This window comes from Hugenholtzia roseola DSM 9546, assembly GCF_000422585.1.
In the GTDB taxonomy this organism is placed as follows: Bacteria; Bacteroidota; Bacteroidia; order Cytophagales; family Bernardetiaceae; genus Hugenholtzia; species Hugenholtzia roseola.
This window is the reverse complement of record NZ_KE383886.1, coordinates 29,598-51,279: the sequence shown is the minus strand read 5'-3', so window position 1 is coordinate 51,279 and position 21,682 is coordinate 29,598. Positions and strand designations below refer to the sequence as shown.

At 41.4% G+C, this 21,682-nt stretch carries 16 protein-coding genes and 1 pseudogene; 8 read left to right on the top strand and 9 right to left on the bottom strand.

Translation table 11 applies throughout. The features are described from left to right. The 3 genes from G500_RS0118810 to G500_RS0118800 form a co-directional block, all read left to right on the top strand. A partial coding sequence (locus G500_RS0118810) for a T9SS type A sorting domain-containing protein (RefSeq protein ID WP_161626161.1) occupies nucleotides 1-2,397 on the top strand: 2,397 nt, incomplete at its 5' end. 397 nt (nucleotides 2,398-2,794) lie between these two features. Beyond that, on the top strand, nucleotides 2,795-4,585 hold the full coding sequence (locus G500_RS0118805; RefSeq protein ID WP_161626160.1) for a T9SS type A sorting domain-containing protein: 1,791 nt from the start codon (nucleotides 2,795-2,797) through the stop codon (nucleotides 4,583-4,585). A 60-nt stretch (nucleotides 4,586-4,645) separates the two neighbouring features. Next, nucleotides 4,646-5,104 (top strand): hypothetical protein, encoded by a 459-nt coding sequence (locus tag G500_RS0118800; protein WP_027003662.1) that lies wholly within the window; start codon nucleotides 4,646-4,648, stop codon nucleotides 5,102-5,104. Between the two features lie 2 nt (nucleotides 5,105-5,106). On the opposite strand, the gene G500_RS24245 is transcribed toward G500_RS0118800, so the two are convergent. Further along, nucleotides 5,107-6,573, bottom strand: a complete 1,467-nt coding sequence (locus G500_RS24245; protein ID WP_035758109.1) for an OmpA family protein — start codon at nucleotides 6,571-6,573, stop codon at nucleotides 5,107-5,109. Continuing rightward, on the bottom strand, nucleotides 6,524-7,354 hold the full coding sequence (locus G500_RS26085) for a hypothetical protein (RefSeq protein ID WP_211220178.1): 831 nt from the start codon (nucleotides 7,352-7,354) through the stop codon (nucleotides 6,524-6,526). Before G500_RS26085 ends, G500_RS24245 begins: the two co-directional genes overlap by 50 nt. A 309-nt stretch (nucleotides 7,355-7,663) precedes the next feature. Between G500_RS26085 and aroB the strand changes: the two genes are divergently transcribed. After that, on the top strand, nucleotides 7,664-8,740 hold the full coding sequence (gene aroB / locus G500_RS0118785) for a 3-dehydroquinate synthase (protein ID WP_051203896.1): 1,077 nt from the start codon (nucleotides 7,664-7,666) through the stop codon (nucleotides 8,738-8,740). A gap of 113 nt (nucleotides 8,741-8,853) precedes the next feature. Here aroB and G500_RS0118780 read toward each other — a convergent pair whose 3' ends face one another. After that, nucleotides 8,854-10,407 (bottom strand): Rne/Rng family ribonuclease, encoded by a 1,554-nt coding sequence (locus G500_RS0118780; protein WP_027003659.1) that lies wholly within the window; start codon nucleotides 10,405-10,407, stop codon nucleotides 8,854-8,856. A 101-nt stretch (nucleotides 10,408-10,508) separates the two neighbouring features. On the opposite strand from G500_RS0118780, the gene G500_RS26205 reads away from it, so the two are divergent. Next, on the top strand, nucleotides 10,509-10,664 hold the full coding sequence (locus G500_RS26205) for a hypothetical protein (protein WP_169514673.1): 156 nt from the start codon (nucleotides 10,509-10,511) through the stop codon (nucleotides 10,662-10,664). A 373-nt stretch (nucleotides 10,665-11,037) separates the two neighbouring features. On the opposite strand, the gene G500_RS0118770 is transcribed toward G500_RS26205, so the two are convergent. The 6 genes and pseudogenes from G500_RS0118770 to G500_RS25295 all read right to left on the bottom strand — a co-directional run bounded on the left by G500_RS0118770 (nucleotide 11,038) and on the right by G500_RS25295 (nucleotide 16,773). Next, on the bottom strand, nucleotides 11,038-11,868 hold the full coding sequence (locus tag G500_RS0118770) for a tetratricopeptide repeat protein (protein WP_027003657.1): 831 nt from the start codon (nucleotides 11,866-11,868) through the stop codon (nucleotides 11,038-11,040). Nucleotides 11,869-11,872: 4 nt separating this feature from the next. After that, nucleotides 11,873-12,262: pseudogene (locus tag G500_RS24240) on the bottom strand (HU family DNA-binding protein); the annotation flags it as partial. A gap of 450 nt (nucleotides 12,263-12,712) precedes the next feature. Then, entirely contained in the window at nucleotides 12,713-13,597 is an 885-nt protein-coding gene (locus tag G500_RS0118755; protein ID WP_027003656.1) for a hypothetical protein, read from the bottom strand. A 245-nt stretch (nucleotides 13,598-13,842) separates the two neighbouring features. Further along, nucleotides 13,843-14,904: a DNA-methyltransferase gene (locus G500_RS0118745; RefSeq protein ID WP_051203893.1), complete on the bottom strand. Its 1,062-nt coding sequence runs from the start codon at nucleotides 14,902-14,904 to the stop codon at nucleotides 13,843-13,845. A gap of 104 nt (nucleotides 14,905-15,008) precedes the next feature. Next, nucleotides 15,009-15,815 (bottom strand): sulfite exporter TauE/SafE family protein, encoded by an 807-nt coding sequence (locus tag G500_RS0118740; RefSeq protein ID WP_027003654.1) that lies wholly within the window; start codon nucleotides 15,813-15,815, stop codon nucleotides 15,009-15,011. Between the two features lie 31 nt (nucleotides 15,816-15,846). Then, entirely contained in the window at nucleotides 15,847-16,773 is a 927-nt protein-coding gene (locus G500_RS25295; protein WP_051203891.1) for an OmpA family protein, read from the bottom strand. Nucleotides 16,774-16,849: 76 nt separating this feature from the next. On the opposite strand from G500_RS25295, the gene folP reads away from it, so the two are divergent. From folP to G500_RS0118720, 3 genes are all read left to right on the top strand, one after another. After that, the gene (gene folP / locus G500_RS0118730) at nucleotides 16,850-17,728 is read left to right on the top strand and encodes a dihydropteroate synthase (protein ID WP_245574511.1); all 879 of its coding nucleotides are present in this window, start codon (nucleotides 16,850-16,852) and stop codon (nucleotides 17,726-17,728) included. Between the two features lie 75 nt (nucleotides 17,729-17,803). Next, a complete protein-coding gene (locus tag G500_RS0118725) occupies nucleotides 17,804-20,854 on the top strand; it encodes an AsmA-like C-terminal region-containing protein (protein ID WP_027003652.1) in 3,051 nt (1,016 codons plus the stop codon). A 24-nt stretch (nucleotides 20,855-20,878) separates the two neighbouring features. After that, nucleotides 20,879-21,628 (top strand): class I SAM-dependent methyltransferase, encoded by a 750-nt coding sequence (locus G500_RS0118720; protein ID WP_027003651.1) that lies wholly within the window; start codon nucleotides 20,879-20,881, stop codon nucleotides 21,626-21,628. Nucleotides 21,629-21,682 lie beyond the last annotated feature (54 nt).

The following is a 21,682-nucleotide window of genomic DNA, read 5'->3' as shown; positions in this document are numbered from 1 at the left end:
CAAATCGTAACCGTTACGGATAACCAAAATCCGACCATTACCGCCCCTGCTGCTGTTAGTGTGAATACCGACGCTGGACTTTGCACCGCTTCGAGTGTGGTTTTGGGAACGCCGACGGCTACCGATAACTGTACTTTTACAGTTGCAAATAACGCACCTGCTACTTTCCCACTTGGCGCAACCACCGTTACTTGGACTATCACAGACGGAAGCGGAAATACCGCTACGGCTACGCAAGTTGTAAGTGTAAGTTTTGCAGGTACTCTAAACTATTCTACCTCAACTTTCACCGAAAGTACGCCTACTTCGGGTCAGATGGGCAATAGCATTACGATAACTGCTCCTTGTCCCATTTTCGCAGGTGCAAATGGCGATGATTTTGTGGCAAATGGTTGGGTTTCAGTTACAAACATTCCCACAGGTCTGACGGCAGAGATTATCAAAATCGATGACCAGACCTTAGTGTTTTCTTTGTTAGGAAATGCTAATCCGCATACGCCAAATGAAAATGTAACGGATTTGACAGTTGTTTTCCAAAATGCTGCCTTTACTTCGGGTAGTGCTGCCACGATTGTAGGCTCTACACGCAACGATTTGCAAGTTTCTTTCCTAAATTCAGGCAACGGTGGCGGTGCATCAACGCCTTGCCCCGAAGTAGAAAATGCAGTAGCGACTCCGCTTTCTTCAAATTCTATTTTGCTCACTTGGGATTTGCCTAACGGTGTCGAGCGTGTAGAAATTAGAAGTGGTAATGACTTTATAGCCAGTGTTTTAGCTCCACAAAACTCTTTTGTCGTAGAAGGGCTAAATCATAGCACTTTGTACCGTTTCCAACTCAAAACGCTTTGCGGTTCGGGCTTTTCTAATGCCAATACACAAGAAGTAGCCGTTCGCGCTCGCACTTTGCCGATTGCAGCAAGCCTCGAATCAGTTCGCGAAGTTTGTGGCAGTGGTAGAGTGGTACTTTCCGTATCAGGTAAAACAGATTGGCAGGGCGTTTATCGTTGGTATGAAAACGAAACCGACACTACACCTATTTTTGAAAGTGCAAATGGTATTTTCGAAACGCCAATCCTAACCGAAAGCAAAACTTACTTTGTGAGCATCTTCGAATTGGCTCAGGAAGGGGCAAAAGTGCCTGTTATTGCCTTAGTGAATGAAGCCTACGAAGCGCGAATTTTGAATAGCTTATCGGCTGATAATGAACTTCTTAGCTGCGAAAGTTTCGTAACCTTACAAGGCGAAGAAACGGCAGGAGCGCGTTATGCTTGGAAACTCAATGGTTTTATTTTGGGAGGTGAAAACTTACCTTCTTTGCAGGCAAAAGTCAGCGGATTGTATCAATTTGTAGTCATTCGTGGCAACTGTATGGTAGAATCTGCACCTATTCGTGTGCGTTTGAAGGTTGCACCTTTGGCTGCGATTCAAACCCAAAACAATGCGGTTCGTTTCTGCTTAGAAACAGTTTTGAGTGCAGCAGCACAATCAAATCCTGATGCAGCGGTAAGCTACGAATGGTCTTTGAATGGTATTGTTTTAGGCACTTCTGCAACGGTAAATGCCTTAGAAACAGGCGTTTATGTGTTGAAAGTTACGGACAATCTTTTGGGCTGCTTTGCGACAAGCGAAAGACGCATCGAGATTTTGAACTTCCCACCTTCTGTCAATTTAACTGCCTCAAAAACAGCGATTTGCGAAGGTGAAACTGCGATTTTGAGTGTGCCACAAGTGGCAGGTGCGAGCTATTATTGGTTCTTAGATGATAGTAGATTGCCGCTTTCTGGTTCAAGTGTTGAAGTAAATGCTGGTGGAATTTACAAAGTTCGCGTTTTTACACCGAACGCCCCTTGTAGCGTAGAATCGGCTGAATTTGAGCTACTTAGCTATGTTGCGCCTGCCATTCGCATTGCGCAAAATGGCAATGTTTTGGAAGCGACACTTTCCGAAAACGTCCCTTTTGTATGGCAAATTTTAGATAGAAATTTGGGTACAAATGGTGAATTTGTAAGTGTATCAGGTTCGGAAAATCAGTTGATTTTTACACCTACACAAAACGGCAGTTATCGCGTTTTGGCTACCTATGGTCAGGATTGTCAGACGGCTTCGCGTAGCAAAACCTTTGCAGCGATTACTTTGGGTGAGGAGGAAATTCCTGAAAATCAGGGATTTAGCATTTTCCCAAATCCTACCCAAGACCGCGTAACGTTGCGTTTTGAAGCGAGCCAAAAAGAGTTGCAAATTCGCCTATATGATGCTTTGGGCAGAGAACTTTTGCGCCAAACTTGGACAAATGCGCAAGAGGTAAGCCTCGATTTGGGCAAATTTGCCAATGCCGTTTATACGTTGCAAATTGTTTCAGACCAGATGCAGCAAACGGTTAAGATTGTGAAGGAGTGATAAGTAAGATAAATTTAATGAACAAATTATCTTATTTTCAGTATCAAATAGCGACTTACTTTTGTAGGTCGCTATTTTTATTACAAACACAGCGACAAAAGCAAAGCCCTTATGCCTTTTTCACAAAAGAAAATCTTATTTTTGCAACATGGGTGCGTGTAGGCTGCGTTCTATCCATACCTTTTGGCTTTATCCTTTTGGCTTTATTTTGAATACCAATCTCGAAATCATGACTTTCCTTTCTTGTCTTTTTGCAAAAATGCAGGCTTTTTTTTCTTTGCAAAGTCATTCGTACTTGCGCTTTTCTATCTTTTTAGGTCTTCTATTTTATGTAGTAAGTCCAATTTTTTCTATAAATGGTCAAATTAAAGTAGTTCCACTTCCTTCAAAAAAAGGCATGAAATTACACAAAACAGCGGAAAACGAACGCGCTCCCTTTCTAAACCAAAACGATACTATTTTTACAACCCTGCCCTTTTTCGACGACTTTACAGGCGTTTGGTATCGCCAGCACGACACGCCCGACACCACACTTTGGCAGGCAGATAGCAGCACCGTGCTAATTAGCGGCTATATGGGAATTGCCCCTCCTTCCTTTAATGTGGCAGTATTCGACGGGGTAGATGCCTTTGGTAGCCTCTATAATGACGTTTTGGTAGCACAAGGCGAAACAGACCGCCTGCGCTCAAATTTTATAGACCTTTCAGAAAAAAACATAGAAGATAGTATTTTTATTAGTTTTTATTATCAACTAAAAGGGAGAGGTGAGCGTCCAGACCCCAACGATTATTTGAGTTTAGAATTTCAAAATGAAGACAGCCTATGGGTAGAGGTTTGGCGACAAAGAGCCTTTATTAGTTTGAACGATAGTATTTTTACGCAAGTGATTTTGCCCATCAATCAAACACAGTTTTTGCACCGTCATTTTCGTTTTCAATTCAAGTCAAGAGGCAGACAATCAGGCACTTACGACACTTGGAATTTAGATTATATCTATCTTGATGAAAGCCGAAATGCTACCGACAGCAGCAGATTAGATATTGCAATTAGTGAATATCCTAATTTTTTAACACAACCTTATACCGCCTTCCCCTACGCCCACTTTTGGAGTGATACCAGCCTTTTCACCATCGACACCGTTCGGGCAACGGCAAATAATTTAGATAATATTTTTAATGTTTTATCTTACCAATGTCGAGTTTCAGAAGCAGAAACAGGTTCAACTTTGGGCTTTTGGTGGGGTAAAGACTCACTCAAAACCACAACTTCGGACATCATCGAAGGCAGCCAACGCCAATATCCGCTTGTGGCAGTGCCTTATGTAGCTTTTTTGCCGCAAAATAGAGATAGTTTGACTTTAAAATATACGTTTGAACTAAACACCAGCGAACCCGACAGCATTTTTCGCACCAATGACACACTCTCGCAAACGATTGTTTTCAAAGACTACTATGCCTACGACGACGGCTCGGCAGAGTACGCCGCTGCCATCAACCAGAAATTTGGCAAACTCGCCTACCGCTACCATACGCCTAATCGCTTAGAAATGAGCCACATAGACATCAATTTTGTAGATTTGGGGGGCGTTTTAGAAAACCAAACTTTTAATCTTTTCGTGTGGAAAAAATTAGATACTGCACGCAGTAATTTGCGTGATTCGGTACTTTTGCAACAAAATATTGTAGTTCGATTTGCCGACCGTCCTAACCAATTTGTAAGGGTGCGCCTTTCACGCGACATCGCCGTACAAGATAGCTTTTATATCGGGATTCAGCAACTCACTGATTCGCCTTTGCCGATTGGTTTGGATAGAAATACAAATTCAGGACAAGAATTATTCTATAATGTTAGAAATGCTTGGCAAAAAAATGAAATTGTGCGCGGTAGTCTGCTCCTACGTCCTGTTTTTGCAGCAGGAAAAATTACAAGTTTGCCACCAGAGGAAAATATAAATTTTGATATAAAGCTTTATCCAAATCCGCTACATACGCCTTCTGTTCTTTTTTTAGAGGGTGAAATAGAAGAAGTTGAAATTTTTGACCTGCGCGGCACGCCCATTTTACAGCAACGCTACGAAACGCGCCAAAATCAAGTGGAAATTGCGCTGCCAGCCCTTGCAAAAGGACTTTATTTGGTCAAAATAAGAAGGGGAACGCAAATTCTAACCAAAAAAATGATTATCTTGTAAAGAATTGCCCCTATGGGTAGCGTTCTTTGACGACCTTCTCACTACCTTTTCCCTCGAAATATGCTCCAAATTGTTTCAACATTTGTAAAAAATCACGCCCTTGCTTTCAAAAGTGCTTGGGTGCATACTGCCGTTCAGCTTGCGATTGCCTTATTCATTCTACCAAGTAATGAATGGATTTACGCGCTTATTTTTCTTACAACTTTTCCTTTTATTTTATACTTTTCTTTTCAGTTTCCTATTTTACCTCTGCTAATTATTGTTAGCGAAAAAATAACAAATAAAATTTGGACAAAAGAGCAACTTTTTCTTAAAAATTTTGGCTCTAAATTCATTCTCGCCCTGCTTGGCGTGCTGACGGCGTGGCTACTCTTAGCTCCCCTTGCCGCACTTTTGAGCCAAACGCCACTTGAAACCCTAAAAGAGGTCAGCATTTTGGTCTTCAAATACGGTTTTATCAGTCTTTTGCTTGGCGAATTTGTTAGACAACGCGCGTTTTATATTGATATTTATGGGTAGTTTTAATCTATTATCAAAATAGAAACACGTCTATTGCGTGCGGGATTTCGCAAATCGAGGGGCTTGGTATCGCCAAAACCTACTGTTTCGAGCCTTTCGGGTGCGATTCCCTGCTCACAAAGAAACGCCTTTACCGCTTGGGCGCGTTGCTTAGAAAGCCTCACATTAAATTCTGGATTGCCTTCTGCTACGGTCGCGCTTGTGTGTCCTTGTATTTGAAGGCGCAATTCTTTGTGATTTTTTAGCAAATTTAGCAATTTATACAATTCAGTATAAGATTGCTCTAACAATTCATTGCTATTTTTTGAAAACAATATATCAAGTGTAAATTCTTCTTTATTTTTTAAAATTCTACTTCTATCAAAAATAAAAGTAGAAGAAATTTCTATTTTGCTCAAATCTTCTTTCTCCAAAAATGAAAAGTTGGATGCAGGCGCAATGTCTGAAAACAAGCCCTTATCTGCACTCGCAAGCCAGTGATGCCCCTTTAAATCTATCTGCAAAGACAATGCGTTTTCTGTCGGAGTTGGTATTATTTCTTTTTTATTTTTAGATTTGAATATTTTTAATTTTGATGAAACAGAACAAGGGAAAAAATACAGAGCTTTTCCTACCGCCCATAAACCTTTATCCGTAGCAAGCAGTTGAAAATATTGACAAGTTATATCATTTGTTTTTTCTATTTTTTTGAAATTTTGGTATAAAAAATGGGTGTTGTGGTGGGTAGTAGAAATCCATAAATCGCCTTTTTTGTCCAAAGTAAGGGCATGAACGCGATGTTTCTGCCACTGCATCAGTTCAAGAAATCGGTCTTGATAGAGTTGAAACAAGCCATTATCCGTCGCAATCCAAACTAAACCTCCTGCCGTAACTAAAAGGTCATTTATTTCATTACTTTTCAGTAAAGTATTTTTTTTATTGTAATATTTCAATTTTTCCACTCCTTTCTCCTCTTCAAGCAAAATAAGCCCTGCCCCGTCAGTAAGAAACCACTTTCTATTTTGTCCGTCTATCACAATTTTTTTTATCAGACATTTTTTATGAGAAAATTCATTTTCTAATTCTATATTAAAACTTTCCCAAATGTCATTATTTTTTTTACACCAAATTTTAGGCTCTGTTTCGCATTTGCCCAGCCATACATTTTGCGCCTTATCCAAAGCCAAAGCCGTAACAGTACCTAAGGAAATAGGGGGCGCGGCAGTGGAAAGCGCGAGCAAAATTTCTTCTGTATTGCCTTGATTATCAACACGATAAAGCCCATTTTCAGTGCCTATCCACTTCTGATTTTGTGCATCTATGGTAAATGCTTGCACTCCTTTTTTCTGCCAAAAGGCTGCCTGCTCTTTCCACTCAATAGGCGGAAGAGATTGCGCTTTCATATAAAAAGAGAAGCTAAATAAAACTAAATAAAAAAATTTAGTTTGCAATTTTAAAAGCGTTTCCTGTGTAAAATACGGCGTTTTCATATCGTAGTTCGAAGTGATAGTTTCCTGCTTGAAGTTGCTGCCAAACAAAACTGCGCTTGCCTTCTTCAAGTCGGATTCGTTTGGACTCTCTAACCTTTCCACTTTCATAAAGCCAAACTTCAATCTGAAAGTTCGAGGAGAGCGGTTTTTTTAACTTTTCTTCTAATTTGAATAAATTTACTAACATATCAATTTCTATTTCTTTCACTTCTGAAACTTTATGCGAAACATCTCCTTTTAAAAAGACTTGCTTTCCCTCGTGTTGATAGGTGCATTGCATAAAAATAAAATCTTGATTATCTACATATTTTTTATATTTATTAAGTTCTAATTTCAAACTTTCATTTGTACTTTTTAATTGCTCATACTGTCGTGCTAATCCTTCACCTGTCAAGCGCAAAGAATCTTGTGTATAGCGCAATCTCCTTTCTGCCTCCATTTTTGCTTTTTCTGTGTTGGCTAAATTTAATTTTAATTCTGTAATTGTTTTTTCTTGTTCGTAGGAAATTTTAGACTTTTCTTGTATTTCACTCAAACTTGCCGTATAAACAGAAAGCAAAGAATCGTATCGCTGCTCTATGCTGCCTACACGTTCTTGGTCGTATTTTACCTGCCTTTGAAAATCCTCGAATCGCTTGGTCAGTTCTTCTACAAATTTCCTTTGTCTTTCAATTTCTTTATCTTTTTCTGTATCATTTTGTTCTTGATTTTGAAAAGGGAAAACGGCTGCTACCTTTTGTGAATGTTCTTCTTGGGAAGAACTCTCACAGGAGGTAAGCATTGAGAATAAGAAAATAAAAGCTGCCGAAAATACAAAGTTTGTATAAATATTCATTTTTATCCGAACAAAACGTGAGAAATGTGCCAACCTTATCTAAGGCATCAAATCCACTGTGGAAAGGCTGCGCATAGATAGAAGGCTTATTTTCAAAAAACGTTCCATGTCTTTTTTTTCATATTTTGACTCTAAAAAATGATAAGAAATCGCAGAAAAACGCCTTTTTTAAGTTTGCTTAGAAATGCGTATCTTCGCATTTGAGCGCAGGAGCTATATTAGAAAAAAGACAAAAAAACAAGATATTCTCTAATTATGATGCAGAGTCAAATTATTTTTGTAGAAAATTGGGAAAAAATTTTCAGTGATTTTTTCCAAAAATACAGTTCGGTGAGTGTCTTGGTAGATGAAAATACGAAGGTGGCTTGTTTGCCTATTTTAGAACCAGCTTTATCTAAAAATTTAGCAAGGTCGTCTAAAAGGCTACAACTGATAGAAATTCCTTCGGGCGAGCAACACAAAAACCTCGATAGCTGTATCAAGATATGGGAAAAACTTACTTCATTCGGAGTAGATAGAAAAGGGGTTTTGCTAAACTTAGGCGGAGGGGTAGTTGGGGATATGGGCGGTTTTGCAGCGGCTACATACAAAAGAGGTATCGCCTTTTGGCAAATTCCGACAACCCTATTGGCACAGGTAGATGCCTCTGTGGGCGGAAAGTTAGGCATTGATTTTCAAGATTTTAAAAATCAAATTGGCATTTTCGGGCAAGCAGCACAAATCTGTATAGACCCCATTTTTTTGGAAACCCTACCTGAAAGAGAGCTTCGTGCAGGCTGGGCAGAGGTAATCAAACACACTTTAATTGCAGACAAAGCCGCTTTCTTTGATATTTTTACACAAAAATTTGACAAAAAACATTGGAAAACTTACATCAAAGCCGCAGTAGCCCTAAAAAGTCAGATTGTAGCACAAGACCCCTTAGAAAAAGGCTTGCGCAAAATTTTGAACTATGGACACACAATCGGGCATGCGATAGAAAGTTTTTATCTCAAAACCCAAACGCCACTTTTGCATGGGGAGGCAATTTTTTGGGGCATGTGGGCAGAAAATTTTGCCGCCTACCATAAAAAAATGCTTTCGGAAGCCGATTTAGAAACCATCAATCGTACTATACTTTCTCATTTTTATCCTACAATTTTTGTCAAAAAAGAAGATATTTCAGCCATCGCTCGATACGCTTTGCAAGACAAAAAAAATGAAGATGCCCAAATTTTAGGCGTTCTTTTAAGTGAGATTGGAAAAGCGCATTACGACCAAGCCCTTTCTCTTTCCGAAATAGAATACGCTTTGGAAAAGACAATAGATTTTGTGCAGCATTACAAAAATTAGAGTTTCCCCAAAAAAAGCCCTCCTTTCCAAAAAGAGAGGAGGGCTTAGGTGTGTTTGGCTTTTGCACCTCTGGGAAAGAGATGGGTAGCGCAAAGTTTTACAGTGGGAAGGTATTAAACTTCAATTTCTTGTCCGTCGTGGTCGTAGAAGTGATACTGTGTGAGTGCCAAAGAGGTGTCTTTTTGGATTTTTACCCACTTAAAGTATTTAAAAAACCATCTGATTTGCTTGGAGTACAAGCCTTTTGTAAAAAATGCATGTAGATACGGGTGCATCGCAATCGTAATGCCCTTACTGTTTTGTTTGGTTAGGAGGTCTTCTACGCGCTCCTCAATTTGGTCTGCCACGCCGATAGTTGCCGAAATTTTGCCTGTCCCATCACAGGTGGGGCAAATCTCGCGGGTAACGATATTGAGTTCAGGTCTGACTCGTTGGCGGGTGATTTGCATCACGCCAAATCGCGAAAGCGGTAGGATAGCGTGTTTGGCTCTATCGCGCTGCATATAGCGTTTCATTTCGCTATAAAGGAGCTTTCGATTTTCTGCACTCCGCATGTCTATGAAGTCGATGACAATGATACCACCCATATCGCGCAATAGTAGCTGTCTTGCAACTTCACGTGCGGCTTCCAAATTGACCTTAATCGCCGTCATTTCGGGGTCTTCTTCGCGGCTTGCCTTCGCTCCGCTATTGACATCGATGACGTGTAAGGCTTCTGTATGCTCGATGACCAGATAGCCGCCAGAGGGCAGCGAAACGGTTTTGCCGAAGAGCATTTTGAGCTGTTTTTCCACTCCAAAGGCTTCAAAGATTTTGGCACGCCCTGTATAATAACGGACGATTTTCTCTTTGTCGGGGGCAATTTGGCGGATAAAGTCTTTGATAGTATCGTAGGTTTCGTCGTTATCGACGATGATGCTATCAAAACTCTCGTTCAAGATGTCGCGCAGGATAGAATTGGCACGGTTCATTTCACCGATAACTTTATCGTTGAAACGCGCCTTTTCTAACTTTTGCATGCCCACTCGCCATTTTTGGGTGAGGTCTTGCAAGTCGCGCTCAAGCTCGGCAATTTCTCTATTTTCGGCTACCGTTCTGACGATTACGCCAAAACCTTCGGGCTTGACTGAATCCATCAGGCGTTGTAGGCGTTTGCGCTCGTTTTTGTTGGTAATTTTGCGCGAAACCAGCACGCGCTCGTCGAAGGGAACTAAGACTAAGTAGCGTCCTGCAATAGAGAGGTGTGCCGCCAGACGCGGACCTTTGGTAGAAATTGGCTCTTTGATAATTTGTACCAAAATGGGCTGCCCTGCTTTGATGAGGTCGCCGATTTTGCCCAACTTATCAATAGGCTCTTCTTTAAGCACTTTTGGCGTGTAGAGCTTGTCGCTAATTTGTCCTAAACGTACCATTTGTACGTATTTAGAGAGGGAACGAAATTGAGGACCTAAATCCAGATAATGCAAGAAGGCATCTTTTTCGTGTCCGATATCTACGAATGCGGCATTTAGCCCAGGCACAGTACGGCGCACCGTACCCAAAATAATATCTCCTACTGTAAATTTTTTGCCACTATCATCGTAATGAAATTCAACCAGATTTCTATCTCGCAAAAGCGCGATTCTACCACCTGTTTCGGTAGTATTGATAACTAACTCGCTGCTCAAGGTATTGAATCGTTTAAAGATGATAGCCTAAGAATTGCATGCAAAGGAAAAGCAGGGGTTGTGTCCACGTTTGGATACAAGGGCGTGCTTTTCGGGACAAGTTGGAAGGTATAAAACTATACGACTTTGCCAAAGCAGGGCTGCAAGGCAGGCTTTGGCAAAGCTTCGAACTTGGGACAAAGCGTCATAAGGAGCAGGTGCTACTTATTTTTTCTTATGGCGGTTCTTACGAAGACGCTTCTTGCGTTTGTGCGTAGCGATTTTATGTCTTTTGCGTTTTTTTCCACAAGGCATAATTTTGAATGGTTTTGATATGAATAATAGATTTATGAATAGAAACGGAATTGCAGTTCTAAGAGCCTTTGAAAGGCAAACAGAGCGTTTTTGGGGTAATGTATTAGCGTAAGGGTACAATTTTGCACCCAAAGCATTACAAATAGCAAAGATACAACTTTCACCTGAACTTACGAAATTTGTTTTTTTGCGTAAGCCTTTTCAAAAACCAACAAACTGCCGTTAGCAGGGCGAAACAACTTCTTCTAAATCAGGTATTTAGCCACAAAATAGTGTGTAAGTAGGATACGTACTCACCCCAAAAGCGGCAGTATCTTGCTGCACAAAAGTCCTTTTTTAGAATTGTTCTAAATAACTTTTAGCGGCGTTGATAAGGGCGGGGTCGGTGCTTTTTGCCACGATACCTTCCAAGAGCGGACGCGCAAGTTCCTTTTTCCCTGCCTGTGCGTAGGCAGAGGCTAAGGAGAAGTCGGCGTACAAATCGTTGGGCTTTAATTCACATACTTGTTGGAAATAATCGACTGCTTTTTGGTACTGCCCCGATTCCATAGAGAGAAGCCCTAAGTTTTCGAGAGTCGTGAGATGTTTGGGGTTGATTTCCAAATTCTGACGCAAAAGCGCAACCCCTTTCATGGGCGTGCTGGTGCGCATGTAGGTCATTGCCAATTCCGCTTGTGCTTCCAAAGCGATAGGGCTTTTGGGGTCTTGTTTTTCGAGAAAGACCTGATAATAGCTTTGCGCCTTCTCCGACATCTGGGCTACGGTCTGCTGCTGCAACATAAAACGCACTCCCTCGTAGTAGGCACGCGCGGCGCGTAGGTGCGTGCTATCCGAAGGAAAGCGCGTCGCCAAACGGTCGTATATCGCGGCTGCACTATCGAGCTGTTGGGCAAGGGTGTAGAGTTGTGCTACCGAGTCTGCCCAGACCTGTGCCGTTTCGAGGCTCTGACTTTGGGCAAAATCTGTTTTCCACTGTTCCAACTTGGCTTGTTCGGCAGGGGCAAGTTCTTTGTTATGTGCCTGATTTTGAGGCGTTTCTGTGGCAGTTTGCGTCTGTTTTGCTGCTACTTCTGTGCCTTCTTTTTTTAGCACACCTTTTGGCAGGAAAGCCAAAAGTAGGATAGCCAACAAAGCCACGCCCGATAAGAGATATTGCGGACGGCGCATAGGATTAGGCTTTCAAAGTTTTAGAAGTGGTTTTGCTGCTCTGTTTCATCGGCTTGGCAGTTTCCTGCGAGCGTGTAGCGGCTTGTGCCAACATCTTGTCGTTGTTTTTGATGCGCTCGATGAAGGTCTTAGAAGGTTTGAAGCTGGGAACGTAATGTGCGTCAATCCAGATAGGCTCGCCTTTGGCTATATCACGCGCCTGCTTACGCGCTCTGTATTTATTGACAAAGCTGCCGAAACCGCGCACATAGAGGCTATCGCCCTCTTCCATCTTTTCCTTCACCACTTCGAAGAATTCTTCTACGATTTGCTGAACGCCCTCCTTGCCGAGTCCCGTTCTTTGTGTTATTTCAGCGATAATATCTGCTTTGGTCACTTGCTTAGAATTGTTAAATTTTGAGTAATAACCTAATAATCAAGGCTTTTAGGGTTGCAAAGTTACGGCTCTTCTATCTAATTCGCAATACTTTTCTTTTCTTTTTAGCCTGATGTACTTACTTTTTCAATCCACTGCCTTTCTATTTGGCGTAGGGCGCGATAAACGATATAAAAATTTAGAAAAAAGCCAGACTACCAAACTTAAAAAAAACACTTTTCCTATGAATCTGTCTTTTTATGTCTAAATTGAAACCCAAATCGAGGTAGGAAAATCCTATTAGAAAGAAAACAAGGCGCACACCTGCCTACGCTAAAATGGGCGAGCGCATTTTGATAACTTCTCACCCCTCGCACTGCGAAGTTGTTTTCAAAAACCTATATTTTGGCGCATTTTTTCGCCGCCCTATCGACCTATGGTTTTCTAAGAAAGGGAAGGGTTTTATGCGATTGATAGATAAGTTTGTTTTTAAGTTGAAGAAAAGTTGTTATCCTTCAATATTTTTATCCACTTTTCCAAATGAAAGTTTTTGATTTCAGTAGAACTTTTCGCGTCTTTAATTAAGTTTTTGGTATAAGCATCTACAAATTCTTGATAATCATCTATAAAGCGCAAATAATATTTTAGTGTTGTAATAATTCCATTGGCTATGATGTCAATTCCCTGCGTTTTTTTTAGTTCCAAGATATAGTCTGTAACTTCTTTTTCACTTTCGACACTTTCAAAACCATTTGTAGATGTTGTCAGAATGTAGTATCTATCAATTTTTACCTTTTGTGTTTTCTTTGCAATATCAAAAATTAAATGCTTATTTATTTGAATATTGTGTTTGATTTCTACAATTTCAAAAGGTTTATTATCAGTTGTATAAACCTCAATGTCCCCAAATCCGTGTTTATCCGACGAAGTATGAACCTCTAAGGGCAGAAGTCTTTTGTTTTTGTATCTTGCGAATTTGGGAAGCAATATTTCATAAATCGCATAAATGGCTACCACAGGCAGACGAGAACTTTGTTCTGTTTTAAAGTGTGCTTCCAACATCTTGATAATCAGATGGATATTCAAAGTCGCCACCTTTTTACTGTGTGCCTTTGCACGCTCAAAAAGCACTTTATCCTTTTCTGAAAGTGCAATTAATTTTGCAAAAATATAGTTTAAATAATCTTTGGGGTTCGCTTTTTCTTCTTCAATTTGCTCAAAAACATTCAAAAAAGAAACTTTCAGTTTTTTATCGCGAATTTTGAGATTTGCTCCTTCTTCTTTTGTCCATCTGATACGCTCTCTTGTTGATAAAGTCAGAAAGGAACTCTCTTTGTTGGCATATTTTGGAAAATTATCTTTAAAAAAGGGCAAGGTAACTTGTGTGTCTAATACCCTTGCTGAATAGCCATTTTCAAAATCTATTCTGTGCAGACGAATGTCTTGGGTAGGGCTACAAATTTTCTTAACGAGGCTTGTTACTAAGGCAGAAACAAGAGATTTATTACTATCTATTTTATCAATTAGTATATCAATTTCTTATTTGATATTGTTTGAAACTGTGCCAAAATCTAAATTTTGAGCCATTTTATAGGCTTCTACTAAAACCTCTTTTTCTGTCATAAAAATAGTTCTTGGGTAAGAGTTAGAGATTGTTTTAACCGTTCATTTGCTAAATTCACGTATTCGGGATTGATTTCAATGCCCAAATAACGACGTTTTAGATTTTTGGCGGCAAGGCAGGTAGTACCACTTCCGCAAAAAGGGTCTAAAACCAAATCATTTTCTTTACTTAGTAATTTTATGAGTTCCTGTATGATATAGAGAGGATAAACCGCAGGGTGTGCATTGTCTTTGGTTATTTCAACAGGGCTTTCTATAATATCTTTTTTTAGCTTATTACCCAAAATTTTAATCACTGTAAAACCATTATTACGGATTTGGTTATTCCTGCCCCCTTCCATTCCTCCATAAGCCTCCTTGTGAACGCCTTTTATTTTCATTCGAAAACTATCAATTTCGCCTTTCTGAACCAATAGAATTGCATCTTGTAGGGCTTTGCGAGCATTTTCTTTTTGCAGCTCACTTAAATCGGATTTGTCAATGATGTCGAAATATTGTTTGCCTAATTTTTCTGTGGGCTTGCCCCTGCTTGCTTTATTAAAGTCGTCTAAATGCTTTAAATAGTTTTCTAAGTCAAAATAATAATTTTTAGACTTGGCAAAAACGAAAAAAGGTTCAGTCGCTTGTATCAACTTACGCCTATCCTGTCGGGGCGTTGGGTTTAGTTTTGACCAAGTAATTTGATTGATTAAAAAAACAGACTTATTTTCAGTTGCTTTGATGGCGAACTTGTAGGGCAACAAAGACAACGCTCCCTCGATGTACTTATCGCCCAAGTTAAAGACAATGCTCCCCGTAGATTTCACTACTCGCACACACTCGAAAAAAACAGCCAAGATATTATCTAAATATGCCTCCTCTGTGTCTTCATTGCCGATACCTAAATCGCCGTTTCCATAGTTTCTTTGTTGAAAATAAGGCGGCGAGGTAATGACCAAGTCAATACTTTCGCTTTCCAAATTTTGCAAAACACTCAAACTGTTGCCCACAATAATTGTATCGGTTCTTGCTTGCATCTTCAAAGACTGTTTATTTACCGTTTGGGCAAAATTAAGCATTTTCCAGATACTTTCAATCCTACCAGAAAGAAAACAAGGGGACAGTTTTGAGGTTAGAAAACCTATAACGCTTTACTTTTTCTACTTTGTAGGAACTCTACCCCTCAAAATTGTTGGACAAGCCAAGTGCCAATTCCCAAGAAATGCACAATCGCGACCAAAAGAATGAAAATAAGCAACAAACGCACCCAATAGTTCGCCTTTGGGTGAGTGGTTACGAAGCGCACCGCTACCCACGTTCCCACAACTTGACTAATTGCCAAAACGAAAGCCGCCTGCCAAACGATTTGTTTTTCATAGACAAATAAAATAAAAGCAGGAATATTTAAAATAAAAGTAAGCAGCAATTTTATCGCATTTGCCGTTTTCATATCGTAGCCCCCAAAAGCAACAAGCAAGACCAACATAATCACCCCTACGCCTGCCTGCACAAAGCCGCCATACGCTCCCACCAAGACAAAAAGCAGAACAAGCATTATTTTCTTGATGCCCCTAATCTCTAAGGGTTTGTCGCTCTCTTTGAGCCACCGTTGGGGATTTTGCAATACCAAAAAAAGCATCAAAAGCATCGTAAATCCGATACTTCTATTGAGCCAAATCTCATTGACTTTTCCCAAATAAATGGCAAGTTCTGCCCCTAAGATTGCGCCCAAAGTAGTAGGCAAAATCAGCCACCAAAGCGAGCGCACCCCCACGCTGCTGCTTCGCAAAGAGCGATACCCTGCCAAAGTTTGCAGCAACACGCCCACGCGATTCGTGCCATTTGCCAAACCCGTAGGCACAGACTGAAAAGAGAGTGCCGAAAGGGTCAGCACCGAGCCGCTTCCTGCCACCGTATTGATAATGCCCGCCACAAAGCCCGCCACAATTAGCACCAGATTTTCTATCAGAAGGGGGAGTAGGTTTTCCAATTTTTTATTTTTTGTGTTTAAAAACTTTATTTTAAAATGATTCAGGGCTTAGAATAATCTCTATCCTGCGATTTTTTTGTCGATTTTCAGGGCTATCATTTTCCACAAGGGGGATTTGCTGCCCCCTACCCGAAGGCAAGACCTGTTTAGGATTGACACCCTGCTCTATCAATAGGCGCGTTACGGCTGTAGCCCTAAGCACACTCAAATCCCAGTTATCGGAAAAAGGCAGGGTCTTGTTCGTAACGGGAATGTTATCGGTATGCCCCTCGATGCGGATAAAAAGGTTCTTTTTTTCAGATAATATTTTGGCGATTTCTTTCAAAATCGTGCTTCCCTCGCGCTCTATCTCTATGCTTGCTAAGGCAAAAAGTGCGTTGTCGGGCAAAAGAATATGAATTTTGTTTTCTTGTAGGGAAAGACTTAGGTTTTGCTTTTCAAACTTTTTGAGTGCCTTTTCCAATACCTTCAAAAGTGCCTGCGCCTCTGCTTCCTTTTTAGAAAGTTGCTGCACTTGGCTTTTGGAAAGTTGCTTTTTCAGACGTGCATTTTCGCTTCGGGCTACCTTTAAAAGTGAGTCGCAAATTTCCGTCATTGCATTAGCTTCAAGAACCCTTACATAGGCAGATGATAAATCGTCGAACGACCGCATGTTTTCCCACTTCAAACTATCAACGCGCTTTTCTAAAATTTCTTTCTCTAAAATAGCCTTTTGTGCCTCATTTTCAAGGCTTTGTTTCTGATTTTGGAAAGTCTGTTGTTCTTCTAAAAGAGCCTGTGTTTGTCTTTGTAGGCGTGCTTGTTCTTCCAAAAGCCTTTCTTTTTCCAAAAGCAAACCTTGATACTGCGCTTTGGGAACACACGCTGTCAGCAAGAAGGCAAAAATAACATTGCCGAATAAACATAGAATCCCCTTTTTTTGATTGCCACTACGCCGCCGATTGTCTTTTCTGTGCATCTTGCTCTGTTTTTAAGGGTTGTAAAAATCTAAAAAAATGATATTCCCTACCAAATCTAAACAAATTTAGCGAAATTTGCGCAAACACTCAAAAGTAGTAGCCCCTTTGGATATGTCCCCTTTCGAAATACCGCAACACTTGGTACTAAAAGGCAAATTGTACCCCTTAGAAAAGCCTCTGGTGATGGCGATTCTAAACCTCACGCCCGACTCTTTTTATAGCCACAGCCGTTGCCACTTGGAAGAAAGTCTGGAAGACCTCCTCTTTAAAGCCGAAAAACACCTGCAAGAAGGCGCGACGATTTTAGATGTAGGTGGCTACTCTACGCGCCCCAACGCGGCTCACATTTCCGAAGAAGAAGAAAAAAAGCGCGTGCTGCCTGCTATCGCAATTTTACAAAAACACTTTCCCGAAGTACCGCTTTCCATTGATACTTTTAGGGCAAATATCGCCAAAGAAGCCGTAGAAGCAGGCGCGGCAATGGTCAATGATATTTCGGCAGGCAGCCTCGATGCCGCTATGTGGAACACAGTAGCCGCCCTGCAAGTGCCTTATGTGCTGATGCACTCACGCGGCACTCCCCAAACAATGCAAAATTTTACCGACTATGCTGATGTAGTTCTCGATATTTATGCGTATTTTCAAGAAAAAATTGCCCTTGCCAAAGAAAAAGGCATACAAAATCTTTTGATAGATGTAGGCTTTGGTTTTGCCAAAACCCTCGAACAAAACTATCAAATCCTACAACATTTGGAATATTTCCAGACCTTGGGCTATCCGCTTTTTGTGGGACTTTCGCGCAAGTCTATGATTTATAAAAAGCTCGGTGGCAGTCCGCAGGAGGCTCTCTTTGGTACAATCGCCCTCAATACGATTGCGCTACAAAAAGGGGCGAAGATTTTGCGCGTGCATGATAGCAAAGCCGCCGCCGACATCATCAAGCTATTATTTTAACTTTTCAAAACGGTACAATTTGTTTTTCTTCTTAGGATAAAAACGCTCTCCTTTTCAAACCCAACTCTTTTTCGTATGTCCTCAAAAAAAAGTCAACTCATCAAAAAAATAGGAATCGGCATAGGCGTCGGATTGCTCCTTTTTTTGGGCGCACTCTTGCTCGTCCCTACGCTCTTTAAAAAACAAATTGGCGATAAAATCCAACAAGTGGCAAATGAAAAACTCACTGCCAAGCTGCATTTCGCCGATTACGACCTCTCCTTTTTTCGCCACTTCCCCAAACTAAGCGTAAGTTTAGAACAACTTTCTATCATAGGCAAAGAAGAATTTGAAGGCGATACACTCCTCTATGTGCCTGATTTTGAGCTTGCTCTCAACGTAAGCAGCCTTCTAAGTGATAAGATGGAAATTTATGGCATCTATCTAAAAGAGCCACTTGTAAAGGTGAGAGTTCTCAAAAATGGAAAAGCCAACTACGACATCTACCAATCCGAACCCGAAACCCAAACAGAAACCCCAAGCGATACGGCAGCTTTTCAGATAGGGTTAGAAAAATGGGTAGTAGAAAAAGCTAACATTTTCTACCAAGACGATACGGCAAAAATTACGGCAAAAATTCAAAACCTAACCCATGAAGGCAGCGGCGAAATTATGTCGGCTCTTTACGATTTAGAAACCAAGACCGAAATAGAAGCCCTCTTTTTAGAAATGGACAAGAGTGTCTATTTAGCCAATCGCCCACTTTCTGCCGATATGGTCATGGCAATGGATATGAACAATATGAAGTTTAGCTTCAAAGAAAACCGCTTCAAAATCAGCGACTTTTCCTTTGGTTTTGATGGATTTGTGCGCCTACCCAACGAAAAAGTAGGCGAAAAAGCAATGGAATTAGACCTCACCTTTGCTGCCCAAGAAACGACCTTCAAGAGCCTGCTTTCGCTCGTGCCTGCCGTCTTTTTGAAGGGCTACGAAGATTTGAAAGCGGAAGGGAAAGTGGCTTTCGAAGGCTTTGCCAAAGGCGAATTAGATACCGAAGCCGAAAAATACCCTACCTTTTCACTCAAACTTTTGGTAGAAAAGGCAAGGGTGCAATATCCAAACTTGCCTGCTGCCATCGAAAACATCAACTTAGATGCACAAATCAGCAATAACACCCCCAATTTGGAAAATACCCTGACCGACTTGCGCCAATTTTCGCTCAATTTTGGTGGTGCAAATAAAAATCCCGTTAGTGGTAGAGCCAAAATTGTAGGGCTTTCTACCTACGATATCGATGCCCTTGTGAAGGCAGAAGTCAATTTGGGCGAAATTTCACAATTCTACCCTTTGGATAGCCTCGAATTGAAGGGACTCTACAAGCTCAACTTGCTCGCAAAGGGCAAATACGACGAAGCCACCGCCCAAATTCCGACCCTCGATGCGCAAATGAGCCTGCAAAATGGCTATGCCAAATCCTTAGCCTATCCCATTCCGATAGAAAACATCGAGGTAGTGGCGCAGGCGAAAAATACGACAGGCAAGATGGAAAATCTTTCGGTCTTATTAGAAAAAATCACCTTTGCGATGGAAAACAAGCCCTTTGAAGTAAGCGGAAATACAGAGGGCATAGAAAATTTGAGCTACAACCTAAAAGCCAAAGGCAGCATAGATTTGGAAAAAATGCTCAAAATCTTCCCCATAGAGGGCATGAGCCTCAAAGGTTTGCTTGATGCAGACATTCAGACACAGGGCAATTTGGCTGCCCTCGAAGCCGAAGCCTACGAAAAACTGCCTACACAGGGGCGCATGAGCGTCAAAAACTTGGAATACCTTTCCACCGACCTGCCACAAGGTCTGCGCATTAGCCAAGCCGACCTAACTTTCACCCCCAAAGAGATGAAGCTCAACCAATTTGACGGCTTTTTGGGCAAAAGCGACATCAAATTACAAGGGGCTTTGTACAATTATTTAGCCTACGGACTTAGCATGGCGGGTCTGAAAGAAGGAACAGCCATTTTGCGTGGCAATATGACCCTGCAAAGCAAGGTCTTCGATACCAATGAATGGATGAGCGAAGAAGAAAACAGCACCGCTACCGCTCAAAATACCGCTAACGGCAGCACTGCAAGCCAAGCCGATTCGGTCAGTGGCGTAGTAGAAGTTCCCAAAGACCTCGACTTTACCTTCCAAGCGCAAATAGAAAAAGTTTTGTACGATAACCTAACGCTCAAAAATGCGCAAGGCACAGTACGCATCAAAGATGGCGAAATCAATTTCACACCCATGACCTTTGAAGCCGCAGGGGGCAAATTCACTATGGGCGGCAGCTACAATACACAGGATTTGGAAAAACCGCTTTTTGCCTTCAACATCGACATCGCAGAGGCAAATATCGGCGAGGCTTTCACCGCCTTTTCTACCCTGCAAACCTTTGCGCCTATCATGCAGCATTTGGAAGGGACTTTTTCGCTACAAAATTTCCAATTAGCAGGCGTTCTCAATCAAGACCTCATGCCTGATTTCACAACCCTTTCGGGGCAAGGCGTAATGCGCGTCATTGATGCAGCCTTCAAAGACAACCTACCTGCCGTAGAAGCGATTAGCAATTTTACAAGTATCCAAAAAATTCGCAATTCGCAATTTAAAGACCTGATAGTCAAGACCAAAATAGAGAATGGCAGACTCAAAACAGAGCCTTTCGAGGTAGCCTTAGCACAATACAAGGTAGGATTGGCAGGCGACGTAGGCGCAGATGGCAGCCTACAATACAAGGTCTTGCTTGATGTTCCCAAAGAAGAAGTCGTTTCAAAACTCAACGGCTGGACAGGTCTGAACGCCAACGACATCAAGGGCGAGCGCGTGCAGCTCAATTTCAACTTGGCAGGCACATACCAAAAACCCATTCTGACCTTAGACAAAAAATCTACCCAAGATTTGATAAAGGCACAGGCAGGAAATGCCCTTCAAAACTTAGTTTCTGACCTCTTCGGCGGCAATAAAAGCGCAACCGATTCTACCACACAAAAAAGCGATTCTACCCAAAAGGCTGCTCCCAACGAAACGCTCAAAGACAAGGTAGAAGAAAAAGCCAACGATGTCAAAAACAAGGTCAAGGACAAGTTGCGCGGCTTAGGGGGCAAAAAATAGGTTGCTAATAGATACGCTTTATTTATGACAAAAGTAGAAAAAAGCCTTTTCCAAGAAGGGCATTATTTGGGCAGACCCGCCGATTTTGCCGACAAAATCATCAGCCGCAGGATTCGGCTTTTGCACACGATGCCCGATTTTTTTGGGAAAGGCTACTCTTTGATAGAAATTGGCTGTGGGGCAGGCGCGACGCTTTTGCAGGTTGCGCCTGCTTTTCAAAAAGGCGTAGGTATCGAAATTTTTGAGGGACACGCGCCCCTTTTTGAAAAATACAGACGTGAATTAGGGGTAGAAAATGCCACTTTTCGCGTTTTTGACGTAGAAAGAGAAACTCCCTTTGAAGAATTTGATAGGCTCATTAGCTTTGAAGTCATCGAGCATCTCAATTCGGAGGAAAGTGTGCGCTTTTATGCCCAAACACTAAAAAAGGGCGGCTTAGGCGCAATTTCTGTCCCCAATAAATGGTGGATTTTCGAAACGCATGGCGCAAAGTTGCCGCTGCTGCCTTGGAATCGCGTACCATTTTTCTCTTGGTTGCCTACGCCCCTGCACGAGCGTTGGGCAAATGCACGCATCTACACACGCAAACGCATCAAGGCGGTGTTAGAAAAGGCGGGCTTGGAAGTAGTGGAGATGCAATATGTTACTGCCCCCTTAGATGTTTTGCCCGAATCGGCTTTAAAAAGGTGGCTTTTGAAGTGGATTTTCAAAAATGATACGACAAAATTCCCCTTTCTTTCTACGGCAATTTTTGTGTGGGTGCGAAAGCCCTAAACTCTTTTTCGAACACAGAAAACACAGATTAGGCAGAATTAAACGGATTTTAAA